The following is a 16,356-nucleotide window of genomic DNA, read 5'->3' as shown; positions in this document are numbered from 1 at the left end:
GAGTTGATAACGATCCCTGAATTGCCAGAAGTAGAGACGATCAAAAATTTTCTAAATGAAAACGTTGTTGGGAAAACAATTTTAGATATTAAACTTCATCTACCTAAAATGATTAGACAACCATTACCTGAGCAATTTAAGGAATGCTTGCTTCATAAGACATTTACCACAGTTAAACGTCGTGGTAAATTCTTGCTTTTTTTCGTAGATCCCTGGGTATTAATTTCCCACTTAAGGATGGAAGGAAAATACTTTTTACGCCAGACAGGTGATGAGATCTTACCGCATGTACATGTAGTATTTGTTTTAGACCAAGGTTATGAACTATGCTACCAGGATGTACGAAAATTCGGCACTTTTGATCTGCATCATATCGATGATGCAGATCAAAAACCACCTCTTTTATTATTAGGAAGAGAACCTTTCGGACTTTCTTGGGAATATTTACAAGCATTAATGAAAGATAAGCGGAGTAAATTGAAACCTTTTTTGCTTAATCAACATAATATTGTTGGTATTGGTAACATCTATGCTGATGAAATACTATCATTAGCTAAATTGCACCCTTTAAGGATTGTAGGTACCCTAAAAGAAGAAGAACTTAAACGCTTAACTTTTGCCATACAAGATATATTGCAAGAAGCAGTTAAATTAGGTGGTACGACCATCCGTTCATATCAAGCAGGTAACGGAGAAATCGGCCGTTTTCAAGCTAAACTACGTGCATATGGGAGGATAAAGCAGCCTTGTGTAACTTGTCAAACATTGATTGTACGGATGAAAATAGCAGGACGAGGTACATATATTTGTCCACATTGTCAAAAAATATCTTGAAGCCACTTTTTTGTACGGTGAAGGGATGATAAAGTAGTGGTTGAATATCGTACTGAACAGACAGCGAATGATCCGCTTGGTTTTGCTTTAACAGGTGGCTGGGCAACAGGGAAGAGTACGGTTAGTAATATGTTAACTTCCTTGGGTGCCTTGATCATCGATGCTGATGAAGTCGCAAGAGAAGTTGTTAGATCTGGTGAAGAGGGCTTTAAACAGCTTAAAGATACTTTTGGTGATTTTTTTTTGATGAACAAGATAACTTACTTAGAAAAAAATTAGCTGATTACATATTTTGTCATCATGATGCAAGGGAAAAATTAGAAAAAATATTACATCCATTGATTTGGCAAAAAATGTTAGAAAAACAACAAATATTGAAAACGGAGCCAAAAAAGGTAATTATTTGGTCCATACCATTGCTTTTTGAGCTAGGTTGGGAGACAAAATTCCCAAAAGGGATAATTGTTGTACATATACCTTACGCTTTACAAAGAGAACGTTTACAAAAACGCGATACACTTACAGAACAACAACTGAATAGTAGGTTAGCAGCACAACTTACATTAGCAAGTAAAATTAAACAAGCCACATGGTGTATTGATAACCAAGGCACGTTAGAAGAAACATTTGTTCAGGCAAAACAATTATGGGACATTTTGTTAAGTAGATAAAATACAATTAAATAAATAAAACAAACAAACAAAACAAGAAAATAAAACAAACAAAAAAACAAGAAAATAAAACAAAAATAAAATAAAAAAACATGTTTTTTAGGGGTTTTTAATCATGAAAAAGCTTTCCATAGCTATCAACGGATTGGGTCGTATTGGGCGGATGGTATTAAGGCGTGCTGTGCTGCAAGATGAGCTTGATGTTGTTGCTGTTAATGCGTGTTATCCACCAGAAACACTCGCTTATATTATTAAACACGATACCGTGCATGGTACTTTTTCACATGATATCCAGATTAAAGATAAGTATCTAATTATTAATGACCAAAAGATACTTTGTTTAGCTCAGCGCGATCCATCATTACTTCCTTGGAAAGAAGAAGGTATTGATATTGTTGTTGAAGCTACCGGTAAATTTATAAATAGAGAAGGTGCGAAAAAGCATCTTAAAGCAGGATCGAAAAAGGTTTTAGTTACAGCACCTAGTAAATCGCTTGATAAAATGCTTGTTATGGGTGTAAATCATCACCTTTATGAAGCTGATAAACATCATTTAATCTCAGCTGCTTCTTGTACAACAAATGCTTTAGCCCCCTTACTAGCTCTACTAAATCAACGCTACCATATTAAACGAGGTTTATTTACAACCATCCACGCTTATACCAGCGACCAACAATTACTTGATAACCCCCATACTGATTTACGTCGTGCACGAGCTTGTACTTTATCGATGATTCCAACAAAAACAGGTGCAGCTCACGCGATCGAAGAAATTTTACCAGTCCTAAATGGTTGCTTACAAGGAATGGCTATTCGTGTCCCTGTCGCCAATGTTTCTTTATTAGATATTTCCCTCTTTTTAAATAAAGGGGTTTCAGTAGACGAAATTAACCAATTTTTTAAAAAAGAAGCAAAAATAAATCAATACGTAGATTACACAGAAGACCCTGTAGTTTCCAATGACCTAAACGGTCATGACGCTTCCGTCATCATCGATGGCTTATCCACAATGGTCTTAGAGCCATACCATGCCAAAATATTAGCCTGGTATGACAATGAATGGGGTTACTCCTGCAGAGTAGTTGACCTTTTAAAATACATGGGTAAAGCATAAAACAATAAGCAAACAACAATGAATAAGTAAAGAGCAAGAAAACAAATAAAGCAATAAAATAAATAAAAATTAAAAAGCAAGTAAATAACAAATAAAGCAATAAGAAAACAAATAACAAATAAAGCAATAAGAAAACAAATAACACAACCAGAAAAAAACAAGGAAAAAACAATAAAATAACAATAAAAGAAAAAACAATAAGAAACATAAATAAAAAAGCCAAAAGCAAGTAATAAAAAACATAAACAATGAAAAACAACAAGAAAAGGTAAAATGGCAATAAAATAACAAGAAAAATATAAGTAAAAATAAACAAATAAAACAATTAAAAACAAAGAAAAAATTAAGATAGAAAGAAAAATAGGGAAATAAATAAGATTAGAAAACAAAGTAATAAAGTAATAAAGTAATAAAGTAAAACAAAGTAATAAAGTAAAAAAGAATACAACAAGAAAATAAACCAAGAAAAATTAAAATAAAGAAAAAACAAAAAAGTAGAAAAGCACATTTTTTAGCCCAAAAAGGCAGCATAAATTACATATGATAACTAATATTGTTCAAACTCTTAACTTTTCATTCTAGGGAAGGGGGCTTAAAAATGGTAGGTCGCGAGACAGGGTGGCGTTGTCGGACTCGTCAAGTTATCTTGTTCGACCTTGAAAGTCTTTTATACTTATATCAGCCCTTAGTAGGTAGTGTTGGTATATCGTTATATCAAACACTTATTTATCATTTGCCTGCAAAACGTTTTGGTACTTCACCTGTACGTCGTACGGGTGATCTTCTTAAAACATGTGGGATTACGTTTGAAAAATTGCTTGAAGCTAGGTATCGTTTGGAAGCAGTAGGTCTTTTGAGGACGTTTGATCGGACTAATGATGGTGAGATTTATTATGAGTATGAATTAATTACGCCTAATAATCCTGAGAATTTTTTTGCTAATGACAAATTAGCAAAACTTTTAGCAAAGTTATTAGGTGATAAACGTTTTTTGGCTTTACGTAACCGTTTTCTTCCACTTGTTTTAGGTTTTCATGAAGATGAAGATGAGTTTGTTGAACTTACGAAAAAATTTGAAGAAGTATTTAACAAGCCTGTTGAACGTATTGCCCATGAACCATCTTGGGAGCCTAAAGAAAAGTTTGTTAAGGAAGAAACATGGGGACAAAAAGAAAAATTTGACGATGCGTTTTTTTCTAACGAAGCACAGCAAAAATTAATTGATGAACAATGTACAATTCCTGCAATATCGATTGCGCCTAATAAACCAAAGAATATACCTTTACCAACGGAGTTGTTAAATGGTGTTAAAATAAAATGGGACAAGCATTTGCGTGATTGGGTAGCTACAATGAAATTTATTTATAATCTTGATAATTGGGACATTATCAAGATTATGCAAAATCCACGCGTTGTACAATTGGACGGTACAATTGTTGTACAAGCTTTTGAACAACAAGCGGCATTGACGAATCAAAGTCGTCTTGCAGCAGAACAAGAATCACAAGTACTACAAGTACAAGTTCCACCATTGCCACAACCTGTTGTGGCAATACCAGAGTCTTTTGTTGTTGAATCTAATAGGCTTAAGGATAGTTTTGTTGATGATGAAGAAGATATGGAAATTTTAGTTGATAATGTACAAAATGTACAAAACGATGAACAATTAAATTATGCTGAAAAAAGTTATGTTGATCCACAAAAATACGATTATAAACCAGAAGATTGTGAACATGAAGATTATACAAAGCGTTGGTTTGTTGCTAACATCGCTAAAGATGAGACAGAGGCTGCTCACTTTACAATGTTGGCTACGATATCGCCTCTTAAGTTATTAACGAATTATCAAAAAGGTGGTAAAGTGCCCGAGAGTGAACTTCGTTTAGTTGATGAGTTGTTGCATGATTATAAATTGGCTCCTGATGTGGTAAATGTTTTATTAGAATATGTTATGTTGAAGCATAACTATCGTTTGCCTAAAAAATTAGTGGAGAAGATAGCAGCTCATTGGCGGCGTTTGGGTATTGGTACGTTAGAACAGGCTGTGTTTCAGGCGCGTCAGGAACCTGATTTTCGTTATTATGGACGAGCTGTTAAAATGAGTAAACCGGCTCATCAGGTTAAATATAAGAAAGAAAAGTATATGAAAAATATTACACCAACGTATCAATCACCTAAAAAGATGCTTAAATTGCCTAAGGAATTGGCTGCTGAAAGAGAAGCTGTAGATGCTTTATTACGTGATTTTGATCAAAAAGGTAATAAGAATTATCTGACGTCTCCTAAGGGGTGATGAAGATCAAGAAATGCTCAGATACAATCCCTGCTTGGTTGCGTAAATATAATAAACAGCTTGATATTGATCGTTTATTAAAACATAATACCGTATTATCGTTATGTGAACAGCATGAAGAATTGACACAACAGATGTTGCGTCAATCTTTGCCACGGATTCGTCAATTTGTGAATGAACATGATAACTGTGTTTCTTGTAAAAGTTTAGCTGATTGTAAAAACGCTTTACAAGGGCATACATCACGTTTAGTCTTTCACCGTGGCACGATTGATCTTCTTTTACGGCCTTGTGAGTACTTACAACAAGATAGATTTGATAAATTAAAGGCTAAACTATTTCAAACGCATCGTATTCCAAAAGATGTCCGTAATGCTACGTTTGAATCACTATTAATTGACGTTGATCGTTCTAAAGCAATTAAAGCAGCAGCTACTTTTTGTCGTGATGTAAGAGAAAAAAAAGAAAACATCAAAGGCATTTACTTATATGGCCCTTTTGGTGTAGGTAAAAGCCATATTGCTGCAGCAATTGCTAATCGTTTAGTAATAGACAATTGTTCATCATATATGTTTCATGTACCTGATTTCCTACGTGAACTTCAAGAAGCTGTTGCATCAAACAATGTAGGTCGTCAAATGATGATACTTAAAGAAGTAGATGTATTAATCCTTGATGACATAGGGGCTGAAACATTAACCCCTTGGAAAAGAGATGAAATTTTTGGTTCCCTTTTGCAATACAGAAGTGCTGAAGGTAAGCCTGTGGTATACACTTCCAATTTACCTTTAGACGAATTAACTGACCATTTAGCTAGAACAGATAAGGGCGGTATGGAAATAATAAAAGCACGACGGTTAATGGAAAGAATTGCACCACATGTAGATGTATATAAAGTAGAGGGCATCAATTGGCGCCAACAAGTGGATAAAGAGGATGTTGAAGGACAATGAGACAAATAAAAAAATAAAGTGATGCAAATAATAAAACAAAGAAAAAGAATAAAACAAGCAAAGTAACAAAAATAACAACAAAAAGCTAATTTAAGATTTTTTTCCTAAACCCCTTTTATTTTGTTTTTTTTTATGATACAATCATAATTGTTGATTTTGATAATTCTTCTGCCGGGGTGGCGGAACTGGTAGACGCACAGGACTTAAAATCCTGCGGCCATTACGGCCGTGTCGGTTCGATTCCGACCCTCGGCATTTTTAAGTGGATGAGTATAATGTGTTAATATATAAAAGAACAACCCAAAATATCTTAAAGGGTTGTTCTTTTATATATTAAAAATACAGAATTTATTGAATTTTTGTTACAGTGACATTGGCTAAAACAGGAGTATTACCCCCGCTTAGTGCTTGTTGTACAACAGCTTGATCTGTATAGAAGTCTAAGGGTGATATGCGTGGTACAAGTTGTAACGTTGTTGGTACGGTAGGAGTTAATAAAATCGTGCCATATAGCCATGAGGCGACGTAGTTTGTATTACTATATTGGTTATTTGAATTAGTTGATGATGAATACATAAAGCTTGCTTTTACAGGTGTACCATTTTCTAATAATTCACAAGCTGTAAGGTTGTATTGGTTTGGGTTGTTATTACTACTTATTAAACCATAGTCGACGATATATATACCAGGGTCTAAGTTAATGGTATCTGGGTCTGTTAATGATATACCTATACCAAATATATTAGCGAATGAATTAAGTGGTATAGGTGTATCTATGGGGAATATTACAGATTCTGTAGCGTTGTAGCCAAAAGAACCTGCGCCTAATGCGTAGTATGATGTTGGTGATAGTGGGCCTGCTGCGCCTGTAGCTCCAGTTGTTCCAGTAGCGCCAGTAGCACCAGTAGCACCAGTAGCACCAATTATACTAATACCTGTATCACCAGTAGGGCCTGTTATAACTGGCGCTGTTGGCCCTTGTGCTCCTTGTTGCCCTACAACACCTTGTGGTCCTGGGACAGTTGTTGTTCCTTGTAAACCAGTTGGACCTGTTGGACCAATAGGTCCTTGAGCACCCATAGGACCTTGAACACCTGCTGGACCTGCAATAGATACACCATCAGCACCTGTTTTTCCTGTAGGACCTATTGCTCCTTGAGGACCATATGGACCTTGATATCCTACAGGACCAATTGATCCTAGCATACCAGCTTGACCCATGATCCCTATACCAGTTGGGCCAGTTGGTCCTGTTGCACCTGTAGCTGGTCCAACTGGTCCTGTTGGTCCAATATTACCTGTTGGCCCTATTGTTGTATATGCAGAAGAAGCTAAATTTGTTTGTTGACTTAAAATATCACTCTTATTACCAATACTTTTAAACAAAGAATTTCGCGTTTTATCTAAAGAAATTAACTCTTCTAACGTCGGAGGAGGATTATTATTTGTAACACCTGGTAAAGTACCTAAAATATATTGCAACTTCTCAGCTTCAGCATTTAATAAATGACTTAAGCCTAATTCATTTAAACCAGTTGCTGCTAATAACAGATTTAAGATATTCTCTTGGTCTAAAGAAATATTTGGCGATATACCTGGTATATTTGCTTGTGACATTTTTAGCTTTAAACCCCTTTTTTAGGAATTTTTAAATTTATTTAATTTTACGAATTAAGGCATATGCATATACAGGGCCATATGGTAACACAGTGGGCCATATGGGGCTGTTGTTGAAGAGGGTGTAGCTGACGGTGGCCCCTATGTTGTAGTCCTCAAATTGTATTTGAGTGGTTGCGGTTACGATTAAAATTTCGTCAATTTGTATGATGTTATATATGCCATTGTTTCCTCCGGCGATACCTCCCAAATCCCGAAAACTCAGGTTATTCGCCGAAGGGAGTAAAGATCCTGATCCAGGTAGTATGATAGTCTCCAGGATATTTATATAATTACTACCAGCAGTTTGAGGTGTTTTTGTAAATCCCCAGCTGATTGAATAACCACCTGGTTGGAGTTGGATGTTTGTGGGGCTAACGAGGGTAATATTACTACTTCGATTAATTTGATAATTGAAGTTAGCAATAGGACTAGTAATATTCACAGGTGAGGTTAAGATTTGGGCGAAGTAAGCTACTTCGCTTGAAAGGTAAGGGGCACCAGTTATACCTGTGGCGCCTGTGGTTCCTTTTGGTCCAATGGAGCCTAGTAAACCTATGGCGCCTGTGCTACCTGTAACAGTGGCACCTTGTGGTCCTGTTGGTCCGGTGATTGATATTCCTTGTGGTCCTGTTGGGCCAGGTTGGCCTGGGTTACCTTGGACAAAGAATATATTTCCTTGTAGGCCAGTGGCACCTATCATTCCAGTAGCTCCGGTTATTCCTGTGTTACCTATAGGGCCTGGTCCTCCTTGTATGGAGGAACCGATTAAGCCGTCTATACCTGGCAAACCATATGGACCTGTGTTGCCTGGAATACCTTGAGGACCTTGTGGTCCAGTAGCACCAGTAGCACCAGTAGCACCATAAATATTTGGACCAGCGGGTCCTTGAGGACCTTGAGGACCACCAGGATAACCTGTGGGGCCGGTTGGTCCAGTAGGTCCCATGGGCCCTATTAGAATGCTCATAGTTGAATAACTCCTTGTATTATCCGATTTGTTGAATGGATATTTGTATATTTGAATAGCCACCTATATAACTGGGATTGTAATTGCTGAGTAAGCCGATGATTTTTATTGTGGAGTTTGGGGTTGTTGTGTTTAGGAGAATTTTATTAGTACTGTACAAGCTTGATTCGTTCCTTACGGGGGTACAGTTGAAAGCTGAATATATTTGGCTACCAGGGTATGGTTGATTGTTGACGACTAATTGGATCATACTTAAATTCAGGGATTTTAGTGTTGCGTTTGTAGGACGCAATATACCTGATCCGTAGTAAATAAGATAAGCACCTGTGGTGGCTAAAGTTATGGTTGTTTTATCTGCAGATATGGTCATACCAGGGGTATAAGCGGTGTTTGTTGTATTACCGACGGCTAAGATAAAATATTGACCGGATTGTATGGGAACAGTATTAGAGTATGGTGCTTGACATGATATAACATTCAAAATATTAAAGCTAGCACCTGTAGGTCCTGTTGTGCCTGTTATACCTGCGGCTCCTTGTGGTCCTGTGGCGCCTTTAGGTCCTTGAGGTCCATTTGCTGTTATGCCTGTGATTCCTGTGGGGCCGGTGGGTCCTGTTGTGCTAGGTCCTATTGGTCCAGTGGGGCCAGTGGTTCCTGTTAGTCCTATGGGGCTGAATCCGTCTGGTCCTGTTGGCCCTTGAGGTCCTGTGTCTCCTGTTAAGCCTGTCATACCTGTTGGTCCTTGAGGTCCTGCCGGTCCAAAAACTGTTGCGCCTCTAGCTCCTTGTGGTCCTTGTAGGCCTTGAGGTCCTAATGGTCCTTGTGTTCCAGTAGTACCTGTTAGTCCTGTTAGTCCTGTTAGTCCTGTTTCTGCAAAAGGTGGTGGTGGTCCTTGGGGTCCTTGGGGTCCTTGTGGACCAAAAGGTCCTGTTGTACCTGTTGGTCCAGTAGGTCCTGGTTTTCCTATAGATAGTGTGTTTAATTCAGATAAGGCGGAGTCTAAGTTATCACTTATGGCTTGTTCTTGGTTTGTTAGGGAAGTCATGTTTTGCGCTATATATTGATTGATGGTAATTAGGTCTGCTATTGATGGTGGACTAGGGTTTGTTATGCCAGGTAATGTACCGAGAATGTATTGAAGTTTATAGCAATTTTTTATTGCAACACACCATACAGGAAACTATTAGCATATTTTTTTATTTAGTTAATTAATTTTTTTGTTTTTTTGTTTTTTTGTTAGTTTTTTGTTTGTTATGTTATTTTAAGTAAATTCAATTATTTATTAACTAGATAAATTATTTTTTGCTTATATACTAAGCGGGATACTTTCATATCACTTAGCATAAAGTAACCTAGGTTACTGAAAATCTATTCCTAAACAGTTTTTTGTTTTACTAGGTAAGATGATTTTCACTCACACAGGACTTGTGCCTAAACTTTAATGCAATGTGTATTTGAGACTAATAAAGTGTTTTCAAAGATGTTATTATCATTACTTTCATGATTATATTTTATCATAAGTGTTAAAATATCAATAAACATGTTTTAATAAGGAAACTAAGTTTTACTTATCCCTCTTATATGTTTAATTTAATTATTTAAATTTAAATAATAGCTAAAATTATATTGATTTGATACAATTGATTGTTCGTGTAAATTGTCTGAATTTTTTAATTTATATTTTTGGATTTTATATAAATTTTTTGAATTTATCTAAAGATAAATGATGATTGAATATTGCTGAGATTAGATCAAATTGCTTTGAGAAATTTTTCAGTTTATTACGATATCTATTAGCAATAAGCTTGAATCTTTTTAGCCATCCTATAACTCTTTCAACTAAGGATCTTTCTTGGGATAAAATATGGTTATAGTCTTTTTCTTCTTGGCTTAAAACCTTGTATTTACTGTTTTGATAAGGTATAATCGCATACAAATGATATTGGTTTAGGCCTTTAAAACCTGAATCACCTAGCAACGTTGCGTTTTCTGATAATGGAATACGTGATTTTTTGTAAAGATTAAAATCATGTACGCTACCAGGAGCGTAATTTGTAAAATAAATCTTGGCAGTTTTAGAGCAAATTAAAATTAAGGATTTCTTACTTGTTTGTTTTTTACGTCCAGATAAATAGGGTTTGTAATTCACCTTAGGACGTTGAATGCATATTTCTGTACCATCTATAATGAATCTGCCATATGTTAAGCTAGGTAGATATTTTTTCATATTTTTAGGATTTTCTTTATTAAGTACTTTTGTTGCGACAGCTTGTACCTTTTTTATAGTTTTATTAACAGTACTGCTAGTAACATCGAAAGTTTTTGCAATACTTCTATAAGTACGACCAAAGAAAAAATTATGAAAAAACAATAACACTTGATTTTCCGGGTCAAGTATGTTTGGTCTACCCCCTTTTTCATGGTTTTTCAAGTCATATTTTCGCACACTTTCTACTATAATTGAAAAGGTTATTTTATCGACGCCTACGGCGGACATAAATTCTTTTTCTGTTAATTTTGCTATTTTTGCATATTCCATATTTACATATCTCTTGTTAATATTAGACATAGTTATCTGCTCTTTTCTTTTAGTGTTAAATTCCATATTAATAGTAGTATATATACATAAAAAAAACAACACAATTTAATAATAGTGTTGTTTTTTTTATGTATATAAAGAAATAGCATTTTAATTTAAAGATATCAAAACACAAAAATTTATCTTTTTTCATATCTTAATGAAATTCCAAAAAAATAATAATATATATAATATTTTTTAGTTTATTCAGATTATTATAACAATATAGCTCATAAATAAGAATAGATATTGAAATTTTATATTTTTAAAAAAATTTAAAAATATCCATAAATGACAATTGTTCGTCTTAATCACATGTATTAAAGTTTAGGCACAAGTCCACAATAAAGGTATGATTTTTTATTGTTTTCCATGTTCCAAATGATTAAAGCTTCTTTTTTATTAATAGGTTTTTGTTTGTATAATAGGCATTGTATATATTTTTTTGATTTTATTGTTTAATTATTTGTTTAATTAATAATATATAAATGTTGTTCTATAATGAAAGATAATACTAAACATTTTGTCTATTATTTTTTGCCTTTAATAATGTATGCGTTTTCTATTTAACTGGCTTTTTACTTTGTTATTTTATGGTTTAATAACAATGCAAACAGTAATTAGAATGTATTTTTTATACATTAATCATTTAGTTCTTAGCTTTTTTTTATTTTTAATAGCTAAGCTGTTTAACTTTACTTTTATCACAACAGGTTTTTATTTCTTTTATTGTTTTTCTTTATTGTTTTTATTTCTTTTTTTGTTGTTTTTTCGTAAAGTTAAAGGAAGAACGTGTCGCCCTTCATTTCATATGGCGTTTTTTATAACATCTATTTGTCAAGTATTTTTATATACTGTCTTTCATGAGATGATGTTGCTTTCATAGTTTTTGGTTTAAACTATTTACCACGTTCCAAAATGTGTTTTTTTTTTGTCATCCTTAGGTAGAGCATAGCACGTAATATATTGGGTTTAATGCATATATTAGTAATTACTTTGGTGAAAAAAGTAACAAACATGTGCTGTTTAAAGGCTCTTGGTTTAACTTACCTTAGATGAGGTTTATATACCTGGCTTTTAACTTGTTTGTTTAAATTGTTTTTTTTATGGTTGTTTTATTTGTTTTTTAAATAAACATGCTAACAGGTATATTTTTTCACATTTTAGTTCTTTTTCATATCATTTAGTATTTTTTGTTCCAATTATATAAAATTTAAATGATATAAAATGATTAATTTCGTCACGTTGTATTAGACATGTTGCAAAACATTATAGGAAGATAAGCTATGGGTAAAATTTTTTGGCTCAAGAGTTAATGACTTGTTATTATGTTTAAAATTTATCAATAATATTAAAGTATCAAACAATATAAGCTTATTCTTATTTTATAATAACCTTTTTAATTTCATTTTTAAAAATTAAAAATTATCTTATTTTTTTGGTAAGTACAGATTTTGCTTTGTTTTTGATTTATATATTTAAATGTAAAAAAAACATAAAATTATATATTTTGTACTAAATAAACAGCATTAATTATCTTGTTTTTTAAATTTTTAAATTTATTTTGTGTTATTAATTATATTAAATTTTTTTTCAAACCTTCGCCTATATTATATTTTTGCAACATGTCTATTGTTTATACAGTGTGCTTATTTAATAACGTGTCGCCCTTCACCTTCGGTATTTATGATACGAGGTAGCTTTAATTTATCCCCTCTTAAACCGTACAAGCATTTTACAATACATACGGCTTTAAGTTAGCAAAGATCTTTTTAGTTTTGATCAGCTTTAATATTAAAGTTTTTGATCTTTTTAAAGTATCTTATTTAACCATTTTCTTTTGCCTTGTAGTTGTGATTAGCAACTTCTAACGCAAGAAAATTCATTTTTTGTTTGTAATATTTTGTTTTGGATATATTAAATCTATTGGATGCGGTTTTTTGTTATATTTCTTGTTATTTTCGTGTTTTTTTAAACACAATATGTTTTTTTATATAACCTTAGCCACATAAAGGGTATATACAAGAAATGATTTATGGACATTTAGTTGTTGTTTTTTCGTTCATTTGCTTCATCCAATGAGATTTATAGATAGGTGTATATTTAGTACCTATTTTTTATATTACAAGCTAATAACGTGGCTAAGTCCTAATTCCTCCATAGCTAAGGCTGCTATGATAATTTTGATAGCATCGGTACGATTTATATTAATATCAGGTGTTATATTTGGAATGTTTGGATAAGACACCGTACCACTCTTTTCGTTTGTTTGAATAAAATTAAATGTATGCGTGCTAATAGGTTTTTGTATATTTCAAGAGGTTGTTTTTTGTATATTAGTTTGGCGTCATGTTTACTTTGTTTTATTATATGTTTTAAATGTATAAAGCATATAATTTTTGAAGCATAAGCTCATATTATTGTTTTTTGTGCTTTTAGTGATTAGATTTATCACCATTTTATGTACATAAAAAGTAATATGAATTAAAAAATACAAATTACATAAGAATTATAAAATGTATGTCATTGCTAAAGTTTATAAAATCTTAAAATATCAGCTTTTATAAAGCAAATAGACATTCCTTGATCTCCTGTGTAAAACTTAATTGTTATAACAAACACAACAGGAGTATAAAGAATGTCTATTAATTGTAGGTTAACAAATAAATTTCATTTGATCAAATTTTTTCATACATTAGATTTAACTTCCTAATTTTCTTCACCTGTTTTTAATCATTTTTTGCATATTATGGATTGTATGTCCAACTGGATTGACCGGAAATTATGTAATCGATTATTAACAATGTCATTTAAACATAAAAATAACCATAATTATAGCTTTTAGTGTATTTGATTATTTTTTTATCTATTTACATTGATTTTTGAATAAGTTCAAACTTTAACAGAACCTTGTCTGTTATTCATAAACGCAGCTTTTATAATAGGGTACGTTAAACTATAAGTCGTATGATATGATCGATTCTCAATGGGATGAAAAATTAATTTGTGACACGATAAAAGATGTGGCTTATAAAAAGTTATTCAGCAAGCATCGGAGTGAAAGTAAACCTTACTTTCTAATCATTGATTATCCTTTATGTAAACAACAGACAAAGTCATTTTAATTAGTTCTATTGACTTGTCCAGAAATATTAATATAGCTGATTAGTAATGTTGTAATTTAAACACAAAAATAGCCATTACCATAGCTTTTTGTGTATTAAATTAGGTTCTTAAACACTATTTAACATGGGTTATTGGACAAGCTCAGGGAAGTTTGTGGATTTGTTTATCTGTTTTAAAATTAAAGAGTTTATTTAAAATTAAAAAATATCTCATGAATTTAGTTGAGATATTTTTTAATTTTTATTTTTTATTTTAATTTATATTTTATCGTTATATTAATTAGTGATTTTTTAGAAACCTTTCCCCGCTAGCAGCATACGCATACTATCGCGATGTCTGGATTCATCAGCCAAAAATTCTTCTAACTTAAATTTAAGCTCAAAATCTTGTGATTCAGAGGCTTGTTTAATACGATGTTGGTATCTTTTAATTGTTTCTTCTTCCATTTTTTGCATTGTTTCTAGCATAGTACGCGCGCAATCTGTATGCTTTATTTTATCAGTTTCAAACTGGGGTTCTTCTCCTAATAATTTGATTTTTTCCGCTAAATATTGCGCGTGGACCATTTCTTCTTGCGATTCTGTTAAAAAAAGTGGTTTTAAAGTAAGTGCGCCTATACCTGTAATAACAGATGCGCAATACATGTAGTAATGAACAGCTGTTAACTCTGATTTAAGGTCTTCTTGCAGACCTTTAATGAGGTCTTTATTCATAAATTAAAAACTCCTTTTGTGATTTTTATGTTGAGACATAATCCTTAGTTATATTCATCGTACTTCATATGTAAAGACGTGTTTACGAATCAATTATAACCCATTAATGTAAATTGAAACTACGATGGCTATTTTTTGATAATTTTATTAAATATTAATGTAATATAATAATATTATTAGTCTTATTCTTGATATTAATCAAAAAATGATTTTTATTTAATTTAATAAATAATATTTTTTAAATTAAATAAAAAGATAATAAATATAAAAAAATAAATATTACTTAGTGTACTTTTTTTAGTAGGATCAAAGATCACGCAAATGTTTGTCATATGAGTTGTTTATTACATATTTTTAAATTAAATTTATATTTTTAAATAATTTAATTTCAATGACATTAGCATATAAAAAAGCTATTATTATATCATTATTTTTTATTATTGCTTTTCATCATTATTTATCAAAATATTTATTTATTAATAATGACATAAATTATATATAATAATTTCTTAAATGTAGTGATAATAATATCTTTTCAGACACTTTATTAGTGGACTTGTTCAGAAATATTAATATAGCCTATTAGTGATGGTGTAATTTAAACACAAAAATAGCCATTATCATAGCTTTTTGTACATTAAATTAGAGCCTTAAACACTATTTAACAGGGTTTATTGGACAAGCTCAGTCTTAAATACACCCTGCATTAAATTTTAGGCACAAGTCCCTTATTATTAATTGTATTAATTGTATTAATTGTATTAATTGTATTAATTATGTAATGGAATTTAATTTTAAGCATCTGGTTTTAATTATAATATTCTTATAAAATATTATAATTAAAAAATTAATATCTATTTATAATATTTTTTAAAAATATATTATTATTTTATAATTAGTTTTTGTTTTTTTATAGATACCCATATTTGGTTTTTTTTAATAGCTAGTGCTTTGCTAGATGTTCCATAAAATACCTATTATAATGTTTGGTAGGGTATTGCTGAACATGTCTATAAATGATGATATATATAATTATCAAAGTTACTTGACGTTTTTTATTTTTTTAAGATTTTATTTAAAAATTAAAACTTTATTATAAAACTTTATTATAAAACTTTATTGTAAAACTTTATTTAAAACTTAAAATAAAAAATACCTTTTGTATATTTTTGAATATATAAAAACTAATATTTTCGATATATATATTGTTGATAGTTTTAAATTTTTTTAAAAAAATAAATCTGATTCAAATACTTTTGTGTGTGTTTAGATGTATTTATATTCAAAGTATAATATATTTGCTTTTTTTATGGGTACAAGCTCATTTTAAAAATATTTATGGAATTTAAATAAAAAATAGCCATTATTATAGCTTTTAGTGCATTTGCTTAGGTTATTAAACTCTCTTTGCAGTGGTTTTTGGACAAGCTTGATTATAATCAATGGAG

Annotated in this window: 10 protein-coding genes, 1 tRNA gene and 1 pseudogene; 6 read left to right on the top strand and 6 right to left on the bottom strand. The window is 31.6% G+C overall.

The window, feature by feature from the left end; all coding sequences use genetic code 11:
• Nucleotides 1-3: 3 nt before the first annotated feature.
• The 6 genes and pseudogenes from mutM to VS182_RS06495 all read left to right on the top strand — a co-directional run bounded on the left by mutM (nucleotide 4) and on the right by VS182_RS06495 (nucleotide 6,120).
• A complete protein-coding gene (gene mutM, locus VS182_RS06520) occupies nucleotides 4-834 on the top strand; it encodes a DNA-formamidopyrimidine glycosylase (RefSeq protein ID WP_479484349.1) in 831 nt (276 codons plus the stop codon).
• 129 nt (nucleotides 835-963) lie between these two features.
• Nucleotides 964-1,505, top strand: a pseudogene (gene coaE / locus VS182_RS06515) (dephospho-CoA kinase).
• A 115-nt stretch (nucleotides 1,506-1,620) separates the two neighbouring features.
• On the top strand, nucleotides 1,621-2,619 hold the full coding sequence (gap, locus tag VS182_RS06510; protein ID WP_479484348.1) for a type I glyceraldehyde-3-phosphate dehydrogenase: 999 nt from the start codon (nucleotides 1,621-1,623) through the stop codon (nucleotides 2,617-2,619).
• A gap of 598 nt (nucleotides 2,620-3,217) precedes the next feature.
• Complete coding sequence (locus VS182_RS06505) at nucleotides 3,218-4,912, top strand: DnaD domain protein (protein ID WP_479492520.1); 1,695 nt, start codon at nucleotides 3,218-3,220, stop codon at nucleotides 4,910-4,912.
• Nucleotides 4,912-5,865, top strand: a complete 954-nt coding sequence (gene dnaI / locus VS182_RS06500) for a primosomal protein DnaI (RefSeq protein WP_479488622.1) — start codon at nucleotides 4,912-4,914, stop codon at nucleotides 5,863-5,865. Before VS182_RS06505 ends, dnaI begins: the two co-directional genes overlap by 1 nt.
• Nucleotides 5,866-6,035: 170 nt before the next feature.
• Nucleotides 6,036-6,120 (top strand) — tRNA-Leu (locus VS182_RS06495).
• A 93-nt stretch (nucleotides 6,121-6,213) separates the two neighbouring features.
• Here the strand turns inward: VS182_RS06495 and VS182_RS06490 are convergent.
• The 6 genes from VS182_RS06490 to VS182_RS06465 all read right to left on the bottom strand — a co-directional run bounded on the left by VS182_RS06490 (nucleotide 6,214) and on the right by VS182_RS06465 (nucleotide 14,908).
• Nucleotides 6,214-7,482, bottom strand: coding sequence for an alpha-helical endospore appendage domain-containing protein (locus tag VS182_RS06490; protein ID WP_479492518.1), 1,269 nt, complete (start codon nucleotides 7,480-7,482; stop codon nucleotides 6,214-6,216).
• Between the two features lie 37 nt (nucleotides 7,483-7,519).
• The gene (locus VS182_RS06485) at nucleotides 7,520-8,491 is read right to left on the bottom strand and encodes a hypothetical protein (RefSeq protein ID WP_479492517.1); all 972 of its coding nucleotides are present in this window, start codon (nucleotides 8,489-8,491) and stop codon (nucleotides 7,520-7,522) included.
• A 19-nt stretch (nucleotides 8,492-8,510) separates the two neighbouring features.
• Nucleotides 8,511-9,536, bottom strand: coding sequence for a hypothetical protein (locus tag VS182_RS06480; protein WP_479492516.1), 1,026 nt, complete (start codon nucleotides 9,534-9,536; stop codon nucleotides 8,511-8,513).
• 645 nt (nucleotides 9,537-10,181) lie between these two features.
• Nucleotides 10,182-11,096 (bottom strand): transposase family protein, encoded by a 915-nt coding sequence (locus VS182_RS06475; protein ID WP_479492400.1) that lies wholly within the window; start codon nucleotides 11,094-11,096, stop codon nucleotides 10,182-10,184.
• A 2,095-nt stretch (nucleotides 11,097-13,191) separates the two neighbouring features.
• Complete coding sequence (locus tag VS182_RS06470) at nucleotides 13,192-13,317, bottom strand: hypothetical protein (protein WP_479487376.1); 126 nt, start codon at nucleotides 13,315-13,317, stop codon at nucleotides 13,192-13,194.
• A 1,168-nt stretch (nucleotides 13,318-14,485) separates the two neighbouring features.
• On the bottom strand, nucleotides 14,486-14,908 hold the full coding sequence (locus tag VS182_RS06465; RefSeq protein WP_479487377.1) for a ferritin-like domain-containing protein: 423 nt from the start codon (nucleotides 14,906-14,908) through the stop codon (nucleotides 14,486-14,488).
• Between the last annotated feature and the right edge of the window lie 1,448 nt (nucleotides 14,909-16,356).

This window comes from Pasteuria ramosa, from assembly GCF_056496785.1.
This window is presented reverse-complemented; position numbering and strand designations above follow the sequence as displayed.

Excerpts from the sequence above, each read along its gene's own strand:
- VS182_RS06505 (WP_479492520.1), top strand. The coding sequence starts at position 3,218 with ATGGTAGGTCGCGAGACAGGGTGGCGTTGTCGGACTCGTCAAGTTATC.
- VS182_RS06465 (WP_479487377.1), bottom strand. The coding sequence starts at position 14,908 with ATGAATAAAGACCTCATTAAAGGTCTGCAAGAAGACCTTAAATCAGAG.
- VS182_RS06485 (WP_479492517.1), bottom strand. The coding sequence starts at position 8,491 with ATGAGCATTCTAATAGGGCCCATGGGACCTACTGGACCAACCGGCCCC.
- gap (WP_479484348.1), top strand. The coding sequence starts at position 1,621 with ATGAAAAAGCTTTCCATAGCTATCAACGGATTGGGTCGTATTGGGCGG.
- VS182_RS06475 (WP_479492400.1), bottom strand. The coding sequence starts at position 11,096 with ATGGAATTTAACACTAAAAGAAAAGAGCAGATAACTATGTCTAATATT.
- VS182_RS06480 (WP_479492516.1), bottom strand. The coding sequence starts at position 9,536 with ATGACTTCCCTAACAAACCAAGAACAAGCCATAAGTGATAACTTAGAC.
- dnaI (WP_479488622.1), top strand. The coding sequence starts at position 4,912 with ATGAAGATCAAGAAATGCTCAGATACAATCCCTGCTTGGTTGCGTAAA.
- VS182_RS06490 (WP_479492518.1), bottom strand. The coding sequence starts at position 7,482 with ATGTCACAAGCAAATATACCAGGTATATCGCCAAATATTTCTTTAGAC.